This window comes from Rhodococcus aetherivorans (genome assembly GCF_011058165.1).
Lineage (GTDB): Bacteria > Actinomycetota > Actinomycetes > Mycobacteriales > Mycobacteriaceae > Rhodococcus > Rhodococcus aetherivorans.
The window spans coordinates 18,788-38,822 of record NZ_JAALEG010000046.1; the positions used below are offsets into that span (position 1 = coordinate 18,788).

Below are 20,035 nucleotides of genomic sequence, written 5' to 3' on the forward strand. Positions count from 1 at the left end.
GCCGGTACGCACGCTGCCCGAACTGCTGGCGGATGCCGTGCGATACCCGAATGCGACAGCGATGGTGTTCGTCGATTCCGTAGCGGATACGACGACCGAACTGACCTACGGGGACCTCGACAGGCGGTCGAATGCGACAGCTCGGTTACTCGTCGCTCGCGGCGTCGGCCCGGAACACTTCGTGACGGTCGCGATCCGCCGCTCCATCGAGTCGGTGCTCGCCCTATGGGCGGTCGCGAAGACGGGTGCAGCATTCCTGCCGGTGGATCCGACTTACCCCTCGGACCGGGTCGAACACATGCTCACCGACTCCGGCGTGAACGTCGGCATCACGACCTGCGCGGATCGTGACTCGTTGCCCGCCAGTGTGAACTGGCTGGCGCTCGACGATCCGGGGACGGTCGCCGCGATCACTGCACAGCCGGACCATGCACTGACGGATGCGGATCGTTCCACACCGCTTCGGCCCGAGAACCCCGCGTACGTGATCTACACGTCCGGCTCGACCGGCACGCCGAAGGGCGTCGTCGTCGGGCACGCTGGACTCGCGGCGTTCGTCGCCGAACAGCAGAAGTGGTACGGCGTGGACTCGGCATCGCGCACGCTGCACTTCGCGTCCCCGAGTTTCGATGCGTCGATCCTGGAGCTGTTGATGGCCTACGGAGGAGGTGCGACGATGGTCGTCGCTCCGGTCGACGTCTACGGCGGGGCGGAGCTGACCGCGATTGTGCGGGGCACCGCTGTGACCCACATGTTCGTCACCCCGGGCGCACTCGCGACGATGGATGCCGAGAGCCTGGACTGCGTGGGAGTTATCGTTGTCGGTGGCGAGGCCTGCGAACCGGCGCTCGTGCGCCGGTGGGCCGCGGGGCGCCGAATGTACAATGCCTACGGTCCTACCGAGTCGACCATCATGGCCACCCACCACGGGCCGATGAGCGTGGACGCTCCGGTGCTCATTGGTGCGCCCATTGCCGGAACTGGGGCTCTGGTGCTCGACTCCTGGCTGCAGCCGGTGCCCCCAGGGGTCGCAGGCGAGCTGTACCTGCGTGGTCGAGGGTTGGCCCGCGGCTACCACGGCCGACCGGGGTTGACGGCCGAACGGTTCGTCGCCGACCCGTACGGGACGGCGACGCGGCCTACCGGACCGGCGATCTTGTCCGCTGGACGAAGCCGGGATTGCTCGAGTACCTCGGTCGCACGGACTTCCAGGTCAAGGTCCGCGGACACCGGGTCGAGCCCGGCGAAGTGGACGCCGTCCTCGCATCGCACCCGAGCGTCGATACGTCGGTTACGGTCGGTCACTCCGATACTGGTACCGTCGTGTCGTACGTGCTCCCTGCGCCGGACAGCACGGTCGAGCCGGCAGCGCTCGCGGCGTACGCCGGACAGCTACTGCCGGCGTACATGGTTCCATCGGCGATCACGGTCATCGACACGCTGCCTCTCACCCGCGCCGGTAAGATCGACACGGCGGCGCTGCCCGCCCCGGCCTTCCTCGGTCACGAGTACGTGGTGCCGCGGACGGCGTCCGAATGGCTAGTTGCGCAAGCATATTCGGACGTGATCGGCCTCGAACGGGTCGGGGCCGAGGACGACTTCTTCGCGATCGGCGGTAACTCGCTGAGCGCGACCCGGGTCGTCGCGCGGTTGAACGCGGAGTTGGGCACCGCGCTGGGCGTGCGGGAACTGTTCGAGGCTCCGACCGTCGCCACTCTGGCGGCGCGGGTGGATGGCGCAGATCGCCGGGAGAACCGGCCGGCGCTGGTGGCCGGCTCTCGGCCCGAGCGGATCCCGCTGTCGCTCGCACAACAACGGATGTGGTTCCTCAATCAGTTCGATCCCGACTCGGCGGCATACAACATCCCGTTGGCGGTGCGTCTGACCGGGGCCCTCGACGTCGAAGCACTCCAGGTGGCGGTCGGGGATGTGCTGGAACGGCACGAGGTGCTGCGCACCGTCTTCCCCGCCACCGACGACGGCCCGTACCAACGGATTCTACCGGTCGGCCGTGTGCACATCGACCTCAGACCGCGAGTCGTCGAAGATGCCGGGGGGGTGCACGACGCACTCGTGGATCTACTGATGTGTGGATTCGACGTCTCGCAGGAAGTTCCCCTTCGTGGCGCGCTGTTCCGCCTCGGGCCGGACGAATACATGTTGGCCCTGGTAGTGCATCACATCAGCGGCGACGGCTTCTCCACTGTTCCCCTCGCCCGCGACGTGCTGGCTGCCTACTCTGCCCGACGCGACAGAGCTGCGCCGCAATGGGAAACGTTGCCCGTGCAGTTCGCGGATTATGCGCTGTGGCAACGGACCGTCCTCGGCGAAGAGAACGACCCGGCCTCCATCCTCGCCCGGCAACTGTCCTATTGGGTCCGGAAGTTGGCCGACGCTCCCGCCCTACTCGAACTTCCGACCGATCGTCCGCGTCCGGTGCAGGCGTCGAACCGCGGCGCCCACCTGGACTACGCGATCGGCCCGGAGTTGACCGCTCGGCTCCAAGACCTTGCCCGGGACCACGGTGCCACATTGTTCATGGTGTTGCATGCGGCATTGTCGGTGCTGCTTGCCCGGTCGAGCGGGAGCACCGACATCTCCGTGGGCTGCCCCATCGCCGGCCGCGGTGAACAAGTTCTCGACGATCTGATCGGCATGTTCGTCAACACTCTGGTGCTGCGAACCGAGGTCGATCTCGCACAGCCCTTCACGGACTTGTTGGCCTCGGTCCGCGCGACCGATCTGGCCGCCTTCGGTCACGCGGACGTTCCGTTCGAACGCGTAGTGGAGGCCGTCGATCCGCCGCGTTCACAGGCATACTCGCCGCTGTTCCAGGTGGTGCTGTCGCTGCAGAACCTCGGCGTCGGTCAGCTCGAGCTGCCGGACCTGCAGGTGGAGGCCATCGATCCGGGAGTGGACGTCGCCAAATTCGATCTGGAACTGACCGTGCGCGAGGAGTGTGGCTCCCTCGCGGTCAACCTCACCTATGCGACGGATCTGTTCGACGCCTCGACAGCCAACGACTTCGGGGAGCGGTGGGTGCGGGTGCTCGAATCGGTCGTCAGTGACCCGTCGATCCCGATCGGCGACATCGACCCGATGGACCCGGCCGAAAGGGATCGAACCCTGGCGGTCGCTGCCCCGACGCCGGTGCTGGTGCCGGTGCGAACGCTGCCCGAGATCCTCGTGAGCGGTGTCGTCAGGAACTCGGCGGGTGTCGCGCTGTCGTGCGGTCAGGTTCAGCTCACGTATCGAGAGCTGGACGCCCGGTCCAACCAGCTCGCCCGCATGCTGATCAATCGGGGCGTCGGTCCGGAGAAGTTCGTCGCGGTCGCATTCCCGCGATCCGTCGCCTCCGTCGTGGCGCTGTGGGCGATTGCCAAGACCGGTGGGGCGTTCGTTCCGATCGATCCGAAGCTGCCGGTCGAGCGCATCGAGTACATGGCGACCGACGCCGGCACGATCCTGGGCCTCACCAGTGCCGAGACCACCCCGCTACCCGACGCGACGACATGGCTCGCCCTCGATTCGCAGGCAGTACAGGAGGAATGCGAAAAGCATTCATCCGAACCGATTTCGGACGACGAGCGCGCCGCGCGGATCCGCCTGTCGAATACGGCATACATGATCTACACGTCCGGTTCGACCGGCACACCTAAGGGCGTCGTCGTCACTCACCGGGGTTTGGCGGCGTTCTCCGCCGATGCCCGTCGCGAGTTGGGGCTGAGCCCGGCTTCACGTGTGCTGCGGTTCTCGTCGGCGAGTTTCGACGCGTCCGTGTTCGAGACGATCGCCGCATTCGGCGCCGGTGCGACGATGGTCATCGCGCCACCCGACATCGTCGGGGGAACCGAGCTGAGGGACGTGCTCCGCGCCGAGCGAGTCACTCACATCATCACGGCACCGGCCGCCCTGGGAACGGTCGGAACCGAGGGGGTGAGCGACCTGCAAGCGGTGGTCGTCGGTGGCGACGTGTGCCCGCCGGAACTCGTCGCCGAGTTCGGACCGGTGTGCCGCTTCTTCAACAGCTACGGCCCGACTGAAACCACGATCATTATTACGATCACCGAGGCTCTCCTGCCGGGCGATCCCGTCACGATCGGCTCCCCGATCGAGGGCGCCGGAGCCGTGGTTCTCGACGCCCGTCTGCATCCGGTGCCTGTCGGTGTGATCGGGGAGCTGTATCTGTCGGGGGCGGGCACGGCCCGCGGTTATCACGCCCGCAGTGCCCTCACGGCGGAGCGCTTCGTGGCTCATCCCTTCGCCGGTCCGGGGGAACGGATGTACCGGACAGGTGATCTGGTGCGCTGGACGCGGGACGGCGAACTCGAGTTCGTGGGACGGCGCGACGCACAGGTCAAGGTGCGGGGTCTGCGGATCGAGCTCGGCGAGATCGAGACGGCGCTGAGTGGGTGCGAGGGCGTTGCGCAAGCGGCAGTGGTGCTGCACCACGTTCCACGCGTCGGTGATCAGATCGTCGGTTACGTGGTTCCGACGGCCGGCGCCGTCCTCGACCCCGATTCCGTCCGGGAAGCGCTCCGGCGGACCTTGCCCAACTACATGGTTCCGTCGCATGTGATGGCGCTCGAGGCGTTGCCGGTCGCGACGTCCGGGAAGCTGGACCGGCGGGCGTTGCCGGTGCCGGTGTTCGAGGTCCGTGAGTTCCGGGCGCCGACGAATCCGGTGGAGGAGATCGTGGCGCGAGTGTTCGAGGAGACGCTGGGGGTCGAGCGTGTCGGTCTGGACGACGATTTCTTCACCCTGGGCGGGAACTCGCTGATCGCGACCCAGGTGGTGTCCCGCCTGGGGGCGGCGCTCAATACCCGGGTGCCGGTGCGGGTGATCTTCGAAGCGCCGTCGGTGGAGACGTTGGCGGCGGCCGTTGAACATCAGGCCGGAGAGGGAGGCGAGGTTCTGCTGACGCGGCGGGTGCGTCCGGAACGGATTCCGTTGTCGTTGGCGCAGCAGCGGATGTGGTTCTTCAACCAGTTCGATCCGGAATCGACGGCGTTCAACATTCCCTTCGCTCTCCGGTTGTGCGGTGATCTGGATGTCGACGCGTTGCAGGCGGCGGTGACCGACGTGGTCGACAGGCACGAAGCGCTGCGGACATCCTTCCCGAATTCGGATTTGGGTCCGTCGCAGGTGATCCTTCCGGTGTCGGCGCTTGCAGTGGACGTGACCCCGGTTCGGGTCGATCCGAACGAGGCGCACGCTCGGGTCTTCGACTTCGTGGCCCGTGGGTTCGACGTGGCGTGGGAAGTTCCCTTGCGCGTGAGGCTCTTCCAGCTCGGTGACCGAGAGTTCGTGCTGGCGCTGGTAGTACATCACATCTCCAGCGACGGTCGCTCCGGGGCGCCCCTGGCGCGGGACATTGTCGCCGCGTATACCGCGCGGCATGAGGGTCACGCTCCGGGCTGGGCGTCGCTTACGGTGCAGTACGCGGACTACACCCTGTGGCAGCAGGAGGTCCTCGGCAGCGAGGACGATCCGGACTCGCTGATTTCCAGGCAGTTGGGCTACTGGACGAAGGTATTGGCGGGTCTTCCCGATCTCGTCGAACTGCCGACGGACTATCCGCGCCCTCCGGTGCAGTCCGGACGTGGCGGGGCAGTGGACTTCATGCTCGGCGCCGACCTCGCCGAACGGGTGCATCGCCTTGCCCGGGAACACAACTCGACCTTCTTCATGGTTGCGCATGCAGCGTTGGCGGTGCTCCTGGCACGGTTGAGCGGTACCGACGACATCCCGATCGGCACTCAGGTCGCCGGCCGTGGTGAGGCGGCACTCGACGAGATGGTCGGCATGTTCGGGAACACGCTGGTGCTTCGGAACCGGATCGACAGCGCGGCGTCGTTCGCGGAGATTCTGGCCGACGTCCGGGAGGTCGATCTCGCAGCGTTCGGGAATGCGGACGTCCCGCTCGAACGACTGGTGGAGGTTCTCGATCCGAAACGCTCGACCGCCTACTCGGCGCTGTTCCAGGTGTTGTTGGTGGTGCACAATTACACACACGCGGAGGTGTCCCTGCCGGGGCTGACCATCTCTCCGCTGGAGCCGGGCGTCGTCGGCGCCAAACTCGATCTCGAACTCGACCTGGCCGAGGTGTTCGATAAAGGGGGGCACCGACGCGATGTTTCGGCTTCGTTCACGTACGCGGTCGATCTGTTCGAAAAATCGACGGTGAGCGGGTTCGCCGAGAAGTACGTCGCGATCCTCGACGCCGTGACCCGCGACGTGGCCGTCGCGGTCGGGGACATCGAATTGCGCAGCGCCGTCGAACGTGACGCGATGGATCGGTGGAACGAGACCATCGTCCCGTTGGCGGACGCGACGTTGCTGTCGGCCTTCGATGCGCAGGTCGGGCGGGCACCGGATACGACGGCCGTGGTGTTCGAAGACCGGACCCTGAGCTACACGGTGTTCTCGTCACAGGTGAACCGGCTTGCGCGGTATCTGATCTCGCGGGGTATCGGGCCGGAATCCCCTGTCGGGCTGTGTATCGGCAGATCCGTGGACATGCTGGTCGGGATCTATGCCGTCCTGCAGGCGGGTGGGGCGTACGTGCCGTTGGATCCGGAGCACCCGCCGGAGCGCACGGCGTACATCCTCGGGGTCGTCGAGCCTGCCGTGGTGCTCACGACGGAGATGGACGGCAAGGCGCTGCCCGACTCGGTCGAATCGATTGCCATCGATTCGCTCGAATTGTCGGCGTGGTCGGACGGTCCAGTCGGCGACGACGAGCGCAACGGTGTTCTCCGACCGGAGAACACGGCGAACGTGATCTTCACCTCGGGCTCGACTGGCCGGCCGAAGGGAGTCGCGGTCTCGCATCGCTCGGTGGTCAACCAGATGGCGTGGATGGGTGAGCGGTACGACATCGGACCGCAGGACACGGTGCTGCAGAAGACGCCGATCACGTTCGACGCTTCCGTGTGGGAACTGTTCTTCCCGTTGCAGACCGGTGCCCGCCTGGTGATCGCGGCGCCCGGCGGCCACCGGGATCCGGCATACCTCGTCGACGTATCCACGCGTTGGGGGGTGAGCATCCTCGAGTTCGTGCCCTCGATGCTTGCAGCGTTCATGAGCGATGCGGCGCTGACGCTGCCCGACTCGGTGCGGTACCTGTCCGTCGGCGGGGAGGCGTTGCCGACCGAGCTGGTCGACCGGGTGCGAGCGAGGTGCGGCGCTGTGGTGGACAACACGTACGGACCGACTGAAGCAACGGTCACCTCGACGGTGTTGCGGTGCGGCGATCACGACGGGCCGACGGTTCCGATCGGCCGTCCGATCCGCAACACCGGTGTGCTGGTTCTCGATGTGCGCCTGCATCCCGTCCCCATAGGAGTACCCGGAGAGCTGTACCTGTCGGGTGCGCAGCTCGCTCGCGGGTATTTCGGCCGAGCGGACCTGACGGCGGAACGCTTCGTGGCCCAGCCCGGCGGGTCGCCGGGCGAGCGAATGTACCGTACCGGGGACCTCGTGCGGTGGCTGCCGGACGGGAACCTGGAGTATCTCGGGCGCACCGATTTCCAGGTCAAGGTCCGTGGTCTGCGCATAGAACTCGGCGAGATCGAAGCCGCGCTGCGGACCGAGCAGACGATCGACCAGGCGGTAGTGTCCGCTCACGAGAGCGAACTCGGAACGCAGCTCGTCGGTTACGTGGTACCGGCGGCCGGCGCCGTCCTCGACCCCGATTCCGTCCGGGAAGCGCTCCGGCGGACCTTGCCCAACTACATGGTTCCGTCGCATGTGATGGCGCTCGAGGCGTTGCCGGTCGCGACGTCCGGGAAGCTGGACCGGCGGGCGTTGCCGGTGCCGGTGTTCGAGGTCCGTGAGTTCCGGGCGCCGACGAATCCGGTGGAGGAGATCGTGGCGCGAGTGTTCGAGGAGACGCTGGGGGTCGAGCGTGTCGGTCTGGACGACGATTTCTTCACCCTGGGCGGGAACTCGCTGATCGCGACCCAGGTGGTGTCCCGCCTGGGGGCGGGGCTCAATACCCGGGTGCCGGTGCGGGTGATCTTCGAAGCGCCGTCGGTGGAGACGTTGGCGGCGGCCGTCGAACTGCATGCCGGCGCGGGCCGGGTGCCGCTGGTGGCGCAGATGCGTCCGGAGCGGATTCCGTTGTCGATCGCGCAGCAGCGGATCTGGATCCTGAATCGGTTCGAGCCGGGCTCACCAATGTACAACCTTCCTGTAGCGATCCGGTTGTCCGGTGATCTGGACGTCGACGCGTTGCAGGGGGCGGTAACCGATGTGCTCACGCGGCACGAGACGTTGCGGACGGTGTATCCGGAGATCGACGGGGACGGGTGGCAGGTTGTGCACCCGGCCGCGGAGACCGGGGTCGACTTGGCGGTCGAGGCGGTACCCCCATCGGGGGTGCACTCGCGCGTGCTCGAGTTGGTTTCGTGCGGCTTCGACGTGAGCGTCGAGGTGCCGGTGCGCGTCGCGTTGCTGTCCGTCTCGGCGAACGAACACGTTCTGGTGCTGGTCGTGCACCACATCGCAGCCGACGGGTTCTCGGTGGCGCCGTTGACCAGGGACGTGATGGTCGCCTACGGCGCGCGAACCCGTGGAGAGGCGCCGTCGTGGGCACCATTGCAGGTGCAGTACGCGGACTATGCGTTGTGGCAGCGGGAGGTGCTCGGTGACGGAGACGACCCGGAGTCGGTGATCGCGGAGCAGATGAACTACTGGAGGGATCAGCTCGCAGAGTTGCCGGAACAACTGGACTTGCCGTCGGACCGGCCTCGGCCGGGGGTCGCATCGGGCCGGGGCGCAACGGTGGCGTTCGACGTGCCGGCCAAAGTGCACGCTGGGCTGGCGCGCCTGGCACGAGAACGCGGGGCGACTCTCTTCATGGTGCTGCACAGCGCGCTGGTGGTGCTTCTGGCGCGGTTGTCGGGTACCGACGACATCGCGATCGGTACGCCGGTGGCAGGCCGGGGTGAGGCAGCCCTGGACGACCTGGTCGGGATGTTCGTCAACACACTGGTGCTACGGACACGAATGGATCCCGCCGCTGCATACACCGCGTTGCTTGCCGACACGCGGGAGACGGACCTGTCGGCGTTCGCGCACGCGGATGTGCCCTTCGAGCGGTTGGTAGAGGAACTCAACCCGGTCCGCTCGCAAGGGCGGCATCCCCTCTTCCAGGTGATGCTGACCTTCCAGAATCTCGAACGGGTACTGTTCGAGATTCCTGGCCTCGTAATAGCCGGCTACGATACTGACTGGACGACGGCCAGATACGACCTGCACCTGACCGTGTCCGAGGCCTTCGGCGAGGACGGGGAGCCCGGCGGGATCACCGCGGCGTTCGCATACGCGACGGATCTGTTCGACCAGACGACCGTGCAGACATTCGCACAACGATTCGTACGCATCCTCGAGTCGGTGGTGGGCCACCCTGACGTTCGTCAAGGAGATATCGACATCCTTGTGCCCGATGAACGGATCCGGGTGCTCGAGCATTGGAACGCACCGCTGGCAACGCTGTCTACGGCGGCCGGCGCGACGCTCGTGGACCTGTTCGAGGCGCAGGTGACGGCCACCCCGGACGCCGTAGCGGTGGAATCCGCGGACGAGACCCTGACATATGCAGAGTTCGACGCGCGGGTCAACCGCCTCGCCCGGTACCTCACAACGATTGGAGTGGGACCGGAAAAGCTTGTCGGCCTTGCTATCCGTCGAAGCATTCACCTGATGATCGCCATGTACGCCGTCGTCAAGGCTGGGGGAGCCTATGTGCCGATCGATCCTGACCATCCTGCGGAGCGGACGCACTATGTACTCGACTCCGCCGATCCTGTGGTAATACTGTCCACGACGCGGGAGCAATTCGGCGCCGCAGGAGGCCGATCCGTTCTGACTGTCGACGACCTCGACATGTCGGGGCTCTCCGGCGAGCCCATCCACACAGCCGAGCGGGCAGCACCTTTGCGTCCGGACCAGACGGCATATGTCATCTACACCTCCGGGTCGACGGGCCGACCCAAGGGCGTAGCGATCCCGCACGCCGCAGTGGTGAATCAGTTGCGTTGGCGTCAGGACGATTACGCGTTGACGGCGACGGATGCGCTTCTGCAGAAGACGCCGTTCACCTTCGACGCTTCGGTCCGGGAGTATTGGTGGCCGCTCGCATTCGGGGCTCGACTGGTGATCGCGTCACACGACGGGCACCGGGACGCGTACTACCTGGCGGAGATGATCGCCCGGCACCGGATCACGGTGATGCACTTCGTGCCGTCGATGCTGTCGGTGTTCACCTCGTCGGCGCGTCCGCACGAGGTCGAGTCCCTCCGTCTTGTGTTGTGTGGTGGGGAGTCGCTCACCTCGAATGAGATCGAGAATCTGCGGGCGGTCAGCCGAGCCGAGGTTCGCAACGAATACGGGCCGACGGAGGCCACGGTGACCGCCACTCGGAGCAGGGCGCTGGAGACAGGCACCACGGCGGTGCCCATCGGTCGTGCGGTGCCGAACATGAAGGTGTACGTGCTGGATTCTGGTCTGCACCCGGTTCCGGTGGGTGTCGCCGGTGAGCTGTACCTGTCGGGTGTTCAGCTTGCCCGCGGATACGTCGGACGGGGCGATCTGACGGCCGATCGATTCGTGGCGAATCCGTTCGATGCCGGCTCCGGAAGCAGGATGTATCGCACTGGCGATCTGGTGCGGTGGACCGCGGACGGCGAGCTCGAATACGTCGGTCGTTCGGACTTCCAGGTCAAGCTACGCGGTCAGCGCATCGAACTCGGCGAGATCGAGGCCGCGCTGCGTGTGGACGAGTCGGTCGCTCGGAGCGCCGTGGTCCTTCGCGACGACGGCGCCGGGCAACGCCTGGTGGCATATGTCGTGGCGAGAAGTGGACGAGACGTGGATACCGATGCCCTCCTCGAATGCGTGCGCGAGGTGCTGCCGTCGTACATGGTGCCGTCGACGGTGGCAGTGCTGCCGGAGTTCCCGCTGACTGTCAACGGCAAGCTCGATCGCAAGGCATTGCCCGATCCTCACGTCGATATGCTCCCGTCGCGCGAGCCGACGACACCGACCGAACAGGCGGTGGTTGCCGCGTTCGCTGACATCCTCGGGATCGAAGATGTCGGTGCCGACGCCGACTTCTTCGAACTCGGTGGGAACTCGCTGGTGGCCCTGCGCGTCATCGGCCGGCTACAGGACGAACTCGGTGTGAAGGTGCCCCTTCAGTGGCTATATTCCGAACCTACCCCCGCATCCATCGCCTCTCGGTTGGACGAGGAGGTACAGACCTCGGACGAGATCGGGCTCGAAGTCGTACTGCCCATACGGGACAAGGGCACAAAGAAACCCCTGTTCTGTGTGCATCCGATCATCGGACTGTCGTGGTGCTATGCCGGCCTGGCGCAGCATCTGGACCCGGAACGCCCGATATACGGATTGCAGACTCCGGCCGCACTGGAGGACGATTACTCTCCACTCTCGATCAGTGAGATCGCCGAGCGTTACATCCGCGAGATCCGTGCGATCCAGCCTTTCGGGCCGTACCACCTGCTCGGCTGGTCTCTGGGCGGTGTGATCAGCCATGAAATTGCGGTTCGCCTCGAGGAAGACGGGGAACGCGTGGCCGTGCTGGTGATGATGGACAGCTACAACCTCGACGAGGCATCGAGTGCCCTCGACGAAGGGGAAGCGATTCCGGTTCAGGATCTCCTTGGCGGATTGGGCATCGACGGCGCTGTCGCCGCCGATCGGACTGTATCCGACAAGGATGGTCTGATCGCGATCGTTGCTGACGCTCTGGGCGTTTCGAAAGACGTGGTCGGACCAATCCTGCACCGGCTGACTGCGAATGGGGAACACGATCGTGCGCTGTCCGTGGCCCACCAGCCCGGCGTCTTCGGCGGCGACGTCGTCTTCTTCGTTGCGCAGCAGGGCGCGCCCGACGACGACCAGCCGCTGGAGGGATGGCGGTCGCACGTTCGCGGCACGATCCGGTCGCAGTTTGTGGAGTGCACGCACTGGCAGATGGTGTCCCCCCAGGTGCTCGAGCTGGTCGGATCGGTGCTCCGCGACCGCCTCTGACACGGCGGGATCCGCGTTACGGTCCCGAGCATCGGCACACCGCTCGGTGTGCCGATGCTCGTTCTCTCAGAAGGGTTTCCGGTCGGTGACTGGAAGTCCGGTCATGCCGACATGGCCACGAGCACCCGTCGCTCGCCCGTGTACGGACGTCGGGCATGAGCTGCCAACACGTTGTCCACGAGAGCGAGATTGCTGGTTTCCCAGTCGATGTCGTAGGCCTGCTTCCAGCCCATCTCCCGGACGTGCAGGACGTACTCGGCAGGTATGGGGGAACCGTCGCGGAATGTCACGGATTGGGGCAGATCTGCTTCGGTGAACATCTGCGTCATAATCGTACGCACGTCCTCGGGAAGCCCGGCGGGATGCCATTGGTCGACCTGGTTGAACCACACCTCTTCCCCGGTGACCGGATGGTGTGTCGTTGCAGCCCGCTCCTGGGTAACGCGCAGGCCTGTGGAGGTCCACGTCCAACTCGACCTCCCCTCGGCGAGAAACGCTTCGACCTCGTCGCGGTTGTCCGTTTCGAACGTCTGCTGCCAGCTCTTGCCCAATCCGCGCCCGCCGTGCAGATTCTGGGCGTACCGGAGCCCACCGGCGAACGCGTCCCGCACTTCCGGGTCGATCAGTTGGAGCCAGTTCGCGGCATCCGCTAGGGGCGTGGCTCCCCCCGTTTCGGCGGGCTGCTCGCAGTAGAAGAGCAGTCGGGAGGGCCAGGCGGACGCATAGCTCAATTCGTTGTGCATGGAGATCGATTGGTCGGCTGGATACTCGGTGGAGGTGTAGATGTTTCCACCGAGATTCGACCGTGGCGTGTTCCCGTGCGTGTAGGCGGCACGATTCGGCAGGAAGAGGTCGATCGCGCCGTCGAGTGTGTCCCGAGTGATGTCGAATCCCTTGAAGAGCAACGCCCGGTGCTCTGTGAGCAGACCGTCCACGTCCAGCCCGTTGCCGATCAGGTCGCTCAAGCCCTGGGGGGTGGGAGCAACGTCGTATGCGGTGGGGAGAACGACGAGTGGCTGCCATTGTTCGCCTTCGGTCATCATTGATCCTCGCTGATCGTCGGTGGTGCTTCGGAAATCATTGACGACCTGGCTGAATCGGCCAGGCGCGTTGGGGGTGCAGTTGTAGGCGGGTCGACTACTGGCACCCGGTCGGAGGGGAGCGCGTCGCGTCGAGTTCCGCGAGAACCAGCGACGCGGTGAGCCGATCGGCCAGCATCTCCAGATGTGAGGTAAGAGCGGGCCGGCAGATGTCCTGCAGGACTATGTTGGTGACGTTCGGCCCCTCGGCGCGGCCATTGGTGTACGGGACGACGACGTCATCGTGGGTGGTGAGCACGTTCGTGTAGCGCACCCCCTCCGCGAACGGGCCATCTTCGTTGAAGGTCCGGAGGAAGCTCGAACCGGGGCGCATTTCCTGGCAGGCGGGACAAGCCGCTTCGAACGCGGGGCGCGCGGATCCGGACTCGGCGATCTCCTGGGGAAGGTCGAGAGTCGGGAAGACATCGGCGCCCTGCCACAGTGGAGCGAGACCGACCACCTGATCGACCTTGGTGGCACCGCCGACGTGCCGAACCCAGTAGGCCGATACGAGCGTGCCTTGCGAGTGTCCGAGCAGATCGACTTTCCCGGCACCGGTTTCGGCGAGAACGTGGTCCACGAAATCGGACAGCTCCTGCGCGCTGCGTGCGATCGGTCCCAGTCCGCCGACCGCCGAGACCGGCCACGGCGCGGCCGGTGCGCCGAAGGTGAGTGCGAACACGCAATAGCCCTCGTTTGCCAGCAGCGGGGCGAACGTCTGCCAGGCGATCTGCCTATTTCCACTGCTGTTGTGCACGAGCACCACTGGTTCGGGACGGGTCTTGCTCGGACGGCAGGTCCAGTCGTTGGAGCCAGGGGCGGATCCCCCGGGGTTCGCCAGTTCGACGATCGAGGGGTCCGGAAGGTCGTACGGCACGGGCAGGGCAACCGGCGCTGCACCGGCGGGGGCGGGCAGAAGCACGCCGAGTGCCGCCGCGGTCAGCAGGGCAGCGAGCCGAACAGTCATCAACACATCCTAGAAGCAGGGGTAGGTCAGCGAAACTCGAACGATAGGATGCAGAAGTCGATTCGAGATGGGGTGGATATGCGGCGCTTCGAGGTCCTCACTGCGGCGGCCATTTTGTCGGCCTCCGCGTTCGGGTGGACGGCGTCGCCGGTCGGGGCGGCACCCGGCCTTCCCGCCCCGACCGACCTCCCGGTCTCGGCGCAACCCTTCGGCCTCGCTCGCATCGTGAGCACGACTGCTGTTGCCGATCGTCAGTTCAATGTGGTCGTGCATTCGCCCGCCATGGGCAAGGACATCACCCTGCGGGTCATCCGGCCCGCCGACCCCTCGGTGCCGCGACCGACGTTGTACCTGCTCAGCGGGGTCGACGGTGCTTCCGACGCGCGCAGTTGGACAACGGAAACGGATGCAGTGGAGTTCTTCTCCGACAAGAACGCGAACGTCGTCATCCCCTACGGCGGGGCCTCGAGCTACTACACGGACTGGATAAGCGACGACCCGAATCTGGGCCGCAACAAATGGACCACGTTTCTCACCCGTGAGCTGCCGTCGCTCGTCGATGCCGAGTTCGGTTCGACGGGGCGGCACGGTCTCATCGGGTTTTCCATGTCCGGTACGTCGTCTCTGAACCTGGCGATCGCGGCACCCGGTCTCTACGAGGCGGTTGCGAGCTTCAGTGGATGCGCCATCACCAGCGACCCGATCGGACGTGCCTTCGTCGCGGCGACAGTGGTCAACTTCTTCGGGAATCCGTTGAACATGTGGGGTCCGTTGGACGATCCGACGTGGATCGCCAACGATCCCTACGTCAATGCCGAGCGGTTGCGCGGCACGAAGCTGTATCTCTCCAACGGAAGTGGCCTGCCGGGCCGCCACGACGCCCTCGAATCCCCATGGATCGAAGACGAGGGCGAACTCGTCAACGTCGTGGTGGAGGGCGGTCTCATCGAGGCTGCGACGAACGAGTGCACGCGCAGGATGGCCGGCCGGTTGGACGAACTCGGCATCCCGGCGACCGTCAATCTCCGTTCCACCGGAACCCACAGTTGGGGGTACTGGCAAGACGAGCTGCACGCGTCGTGGCCGATGTTCGCGGACGCTCTGGGAGCATAGGCGTGGTGGCCTTCGGCGCCCTCCCGGGCACGACAGCGCCCCTCGCCGAATCGGCGAGGGGCGCTGTCTGTGATCACCCGACTACGCGCGCCGGCCAGGGGCCTTGGCGCCGGACCTGAAGCCCAGCGCGCCCGGCTTGGCCTGCGGCGGAGCCGGTGCCTCCGCGCCGTTGGTCGACGGCACCTCGGGGGCTGGTGCCTTCTCCGGCGGTGCATCCGGATCGGGCGCCTCACCCGGTGGTGCGTGCGCCGGTTCCGGTTCCTTCGCGGGAGCCTCGGGCTTCTCCGCCGGAGACTTCTGCGCGGCGGCCTTGCGGGCGCCGGGAGCCTTCGCTCCGCCCTTGAACGCCAGGCCACCCGGCTTCGCCTTCGGCGGCTCGGGAGCCGTCGCGGGTGCCTCCGAGGCGGGTGCCTCCGTTACGGGAGCTTCGGCGGCCCTTGCCGTGGCGGGAGCCTCGGCCGCCGGTACCGTGGCGGTCGGAGCGGCCTTCTTGGCGCCCGGGGCCTTGAGCCCGCCCTTCATCTGCAGTCCGCCCGGCTTGGCCTTCGGAACCGACGGCGCGGCGGGTGCCTCGGCGGCCGGTGCCTGCGCAGCCGGGGCCTCGGCCGGTGCGGCCGCGGCCGGAGCCGTCTTCTTGGCGCCCGGGGCCTTGAGCCCGCCCTTCATCTGCAGTCCGCCCGGCTTGGCCTTCGGGGCCGCGGGGGCCTCGGCCGGAGCGGATTCGGCAGCGGGAGCGGCGGTGGCCGGAGCGGCCTTCTTGGTGCCCGGGGCCTTGAGTCCGCCCTTCATCTGCAGTCCGCCCGGCTTGGCGGCCGGGGCCGCGGGAGCCTCGGCCGCGGCACCGTCGCCGGCTGCGGGAGCCTTCGCGCCCGGCGCCTTCAGGCCGCCCTTCATCTGCAGCCCGCCCGGTTTCGAGCCGGGAGCCTTGGCGGCGCCCTTCATCTGCAGGCCGCCGGCCGGGGCCGTCTTGGGGGCCGCTGGGGTCGCGGCCGCCTCCTCGATCTCCTCGACGCGCTCCTTCTCCACCGTCTCGGCGGTCGCCTCCGAGGCCACGGCGGCCTCCGGGGTGCCGGCGGTCGCCACCGGTTCCGCGACGGGCTGCTCACGCGGGATCACCTTGATGTTCTCGCTGAGCGTCGCGGGCTCGAGACGGGTGATGGAGTCGAGCATGAGCTGGGCGACGTCGACGACCTCGACGCCCTCGCCCTCGCCCTTCTCCTGACGCGCGGTGACACCGTCGTTGAGCATGACGCGGCAGAAGGGGCAGCCGGTGGCGATCTTCGACGGATTCGTCGACAGTGCCTCGTCGACGCGGTCGATGTTGATCCGCTTGCCGATCTTCTCTTCCATCCACATGCGGGCACCACCGGCACCACAGCACATGGACCGTTCGCCGTGCCGCGGCATCTCGGTGAGCTTCGCGCCGGACGCGGCCATCAGCTCACGCGGTGCGTCGTACACCTTGTTGTGGCGGCCGAGGAAGCACGGGTCGTGGTAGGTCACGTCCTGGCTCACCGACGCCACCGGCACCAGCTTCTTCTGCCGCACCAGGCGGTTCAGCAGCTGGGTGTGGTGCACGACCTCGTAGTTCCCGCCGACCTGGGGGTACTCGTTGTTGAGCGCGTTGAAGCAGTGCGCGCAGGTGACGACGATCTTGCGCCTGGAGTCCTCGACGCCCTCGAACACCGAGTTCAGGGTCTCGATGTTCTGCATCGCGAGCTGCTGGAACAGGAACTCGTTGCCCGCGCGACGGGCCGAGTCACCGGTGCAGGTCTCCTCGGCACCGAGAACCATGAACTTCACGCCGGCGGTCGCGAGCAGCTCGGCGACGGCCTTCGTGGTCTTCTTGGCCCGGTCCTCGTAGGCGCCGGCGCAGCCGACCCAGAACAGGTACTCGTAGTCGGCGAAGCTGTCCGCATCCTGGCCGAACACCGGAACGTCGAAGTCCAGCTCGGAGATCCAGTTGAGCCGATCCTTGGCGTTCTGGCCCCACGGGTTGCCCTTGTTCTCGAGGTTCTTGAACAGACCCGCGAGCTCGGACGGGAAGTCGGACTCGATGAGCACCTGGTAGCGGCGCATGTCGATGATGTGGTCGACGTGCTCGATGTCCACCGGGCACTGCTCGACGCAGGCACCGCAGTTGGTGCAGCTCCACAGCGTCTCCGTGTCGATGACGGGCGCGAGCTCACCCTCGACGGTCTCGCCGACCAGCTTGCGATCGGCCTCGGCCAGGGCTGCCGCCGGGACCTTCCCGAGCTTGGCCTCGTCCGCGTTGCCCTCGGCGTCGACCAGGCCGACCTCGTCGCCGCCGAGGTCCTTGCGGCCACCGGCGAGCAGGTAGGGAGCCTTGGCGTAGCCGTGGTCGCGCAGCGAGGTGATGACCAGCTTTGGCGACAGCGGCTTACCGGTGTTCCAGGCCGGGCACTGCGACTGGCAGCGACCGCACTCGGTACACGTGGTGAAGTCGAGCCAGCCCTTCCAGGAGAAGTCCTCGATCTGGCCGGCACCAAAGGTGTCGGTGTCCGGATCGGCCGTCTCCATGTCGATGGCCTTGCCCTTCGACGTCATCGGCTTCGCGGCGCCGAGGGCGACGCCACCGTCGTCCTCGCGCTTGAAGTAGATGTTGAAGAACGCGGCGAAGCGGTGCCAGGCGACACCCCACGTGATGTTGCGGCCGACGACGTACAGCCAGATCATGCCGGACATCAGCTTGACGAACGCGAAGATCGACACCATCACCGCGCTCGCCGGCAGCAGCTTGGCGAGGTTCATCGTGAAGAAGTCGGTCCACGGGTTGGCATGGCCGTAGGTCGCGATCTTGCCGGCCTTGACGAAGATCATGCCGAGGCCCTCGATGAGGACGACGGTCTCGACGAAGTACGCGGCCCGGAAGTCGGAGCCGGCGAAGCGCGAGAGCCGCGCGGGCTTCCGCGGGTGGTTCAGCTGCCGGATGATGATCAGCGCCGTGATTCCGATCACGGTTCCGAGGCCGAGCAGTTCGTCGAGCAGGTGATAGACGGCGGTGTTGCCGATCAGCGGCCAGTGGAACGCCGGGTCGAAGGTCTGGCCGTAGGCCTCGAACCAGACGATCGCGCCGAGCATGAAGCCGACCATCACCAGCCAGTGGGCCCAGCCCACGGTGCGGAACTTGCTCATCCGGGTGTGTGCGACGAACTCGACGAGCATCTGCTTGAAGCGCGGGAAGAACGGCCGCCACCGATCCGGAGCCGGCTGGCCGATCCGGACGACGTTGACCATCTTCATCGCGCCACCGATGAACGAGTACCAGCACACCAGACTGAGCAGCACGCCGATCGTGCCCAACGTGATCGTCAGGGCATTCATAGGTGGCCTTTCGTGTCGGGGGCGGCAGCGGGCCGCCTGGTTTGAGCCCACGCATCCTAACCCGAATTAAGTTACCAGCCGGTAGCTATAGAAAGTTACCGGACGGTAGTCTAGTCTCGCGGTGCTGCGGCGCGGTGCTGGGCAGGGGTCGACCGCGTGGGGGGCGGCCGAGTTGCCGCATCGCGCCGTGGCGTGAGTGTCCGTTCACGCTAAGCGTTAAACCTTTCGACTGATTGAGGCAGGCAAACCTAACGTGCAGTTGCTGGTCACGCTTCGGCATATGTATTCGCGAGTCCGGCAACGGAGTGGCAACGGATTAGGTACATTCCGGACGCGAGGATCTGTGTGATGTCGGTTATGATGCTGCGCAAGATGTGCTTCGCGTACCTATGAGCAGGGCTTTCGGTGCGTCGAGTGCATTTGGTGTCAGAACTTGGGGGGCGTCCGTTCGGGGGCGTGCGCCGAAGTCACAGAACGGAATCGAATGAAGTTCAGGAAGCTCGCCGCCGTCGCGGCGATGACCATCGCCGCCGTCGGCGTCACCGCCGGCACGTCGTACGCCGCACCGGCGGTCACGGCACCGGAGAAGATCAACTACGAGACCAAGGCGGAGGGCGACTCCGTCGTCACCGTCATCGACGCCGGCTCGTTCGCCGTGTCCGGCGACGGCAAGAGCGTCGAGCTGCAGGACAGCGACGGCAACGCGGTCGTGAGCCTGCCGCTGGCCATCCAGCTCGGCGACCTGCAGCTGCCCTTCGAGCGGGAGATCAGCGAGGACGGCAAGACCCTCACCCTGACGCCGGTCGTTGCCGAGGACAAGCTGACGCCGGTTGCGCCCGAGGACAAGGTCGCTCCGGGCCTCAGTCCGGTCAGCCTCAAGCTGCAGGACGTCGCGTCACCCGAGGAGAACCTCAAGGCGCAGGAGAACTTCGCCTCTCAGCTCGGCATCGCCTCCGCCGTCGGCGGCCTTACGGGCGGCATCATCGGATGCGTTATCGGCGCCGTCGCCGGTGGTATTCCGACCGCTCTGATCGCCGCCCTCCCCGGCTGCGCCGCCGGCTTCGCCATCGGTAGCGTCGTCGGCACCATCGCTGCCGGTGGCCCGACCCTGGTCATCGCCGGCATCGGCCTGATCCAGACCCTCACCGCTCCTCCGGGCACCACGCAGTGGGCCAACTAGCACCCACGACGTGACTGCGGCCCCCTCACCGTCACGGTGAGGGGGCCGCAGTCGTTCTCGAAGGGTTCGGAGAGAAGGCATGTGGAGGACGGTCGGGGGCGCCCCGATCTCGTGCGCCCTCGATCTCGACGGTGCCCTCACAGCATCGACTCCGGCCTCTCGACGTGGCGGATGTCGAGCACCCGACTTTCTCGCACCGGTCGTCCGTCGCCGCCTGCAGGCAGCGGTCCACGTTGCTTCCGTCGCTCCGGTCGTCGGACACACGCATCCTGATCTCGCGGTCGGCCACCC

General features: G+C 66.5%; 5 protein-coding genes and 1 pseudogene. 3 read left to right on the forward strand and 3 right to left on the reverse strand.

Annotated elements, in window-relative coordinates; translation table 11 throughout:
- Positions 1 to 91 precede the first annotated feature (91 nt).
- Positions 92 to 12,060: pseudogene (locus tag G6039_RS17980) on the forward strand (amino acid adenylation domain-containing protein); the annotation flags it as partial.
- Between the two features lie 101 nt (positions 12,061 to 12,161).
- Here the strand turns inward: G6039_RS17980 and G6039_RS17985 are convergent.
- Positions 12,162 to 13,100, reverse strand: a complete 939-nt coding sequence (locus G6039_RS17985; protein WP_029545594.1) for a TauD/TfdA family dioxygenase — start codon at positions 13,098 to 13,100, stop codon at positions 12,162 to 12,164.
- Between the two features lie 97 nt (positions 13,101 to 13,197).
- The gene (locus tag G6039_RS17990; protein WP_235194048.1) at positions 13,198 to 13,902 is read right to left on the reverse strand and encodes an esterase/lipase family protein; all 705 of its coding nucleotides are present in this window, start codon (positions 13,900 to 13,902) and stop codon (positions 13,198 to 13,200) included.
- A gap of 252 nt (positions 13,903 to 14,154) precedes the next feature.
- On the opposite strand from G6039_RS17990, the gene G6039_RS17995 reads away from it, so the two are divergent.
- Positions 14,155 to 15,219, forward strand: coding sequence for an alpha/beta hydrolase (locus G6039_RS17995; protein ID WP_414602371.1), 1,065 nt, complete (start codon positions 14,155 to 14,157; stop codon positions 15,217 to 15,219).
- A gap of 81 nt (positions 15,220 to 15,300) precedes the next feature.
- Here G6039_RS17995 and G6039_RS18000 read toward each other — a convergent pair whose 3' ends face one another.
- The gene (locus G6039_RS18000) at positions 15,301 to 18,564 is read right to left on the reverse strand and encodes a (Fe-S)-binding protein (RefSeq protein WP_029545589.1); all 3,264 of its coding nucleotides are present in this window, start codon (positions 18,562 to 18,564) and stop codon (positions 15,301 to 15,303) included.
- A 484-nt stretch (positions 18,565 to 19,048) separates the two neighbouring features.
- Between G6039_RS18000 and G6039_RS18005 the strand changes: the two genes are divergently transcribed.
- Positions 19,049 to 19,744, forward strand: coding sequence for a DUF8020 domain-containing protein (locus G6039_RS18005; RefSeq protein WP_029545587.1), 696 nt, complete (start codon positions 19,049 to 19,051; stop codon positions 19,742 to 19,744).
- The last annotated feature ends 291 nt before the right edge of the window (positions 19,745 to 20,035 follow it).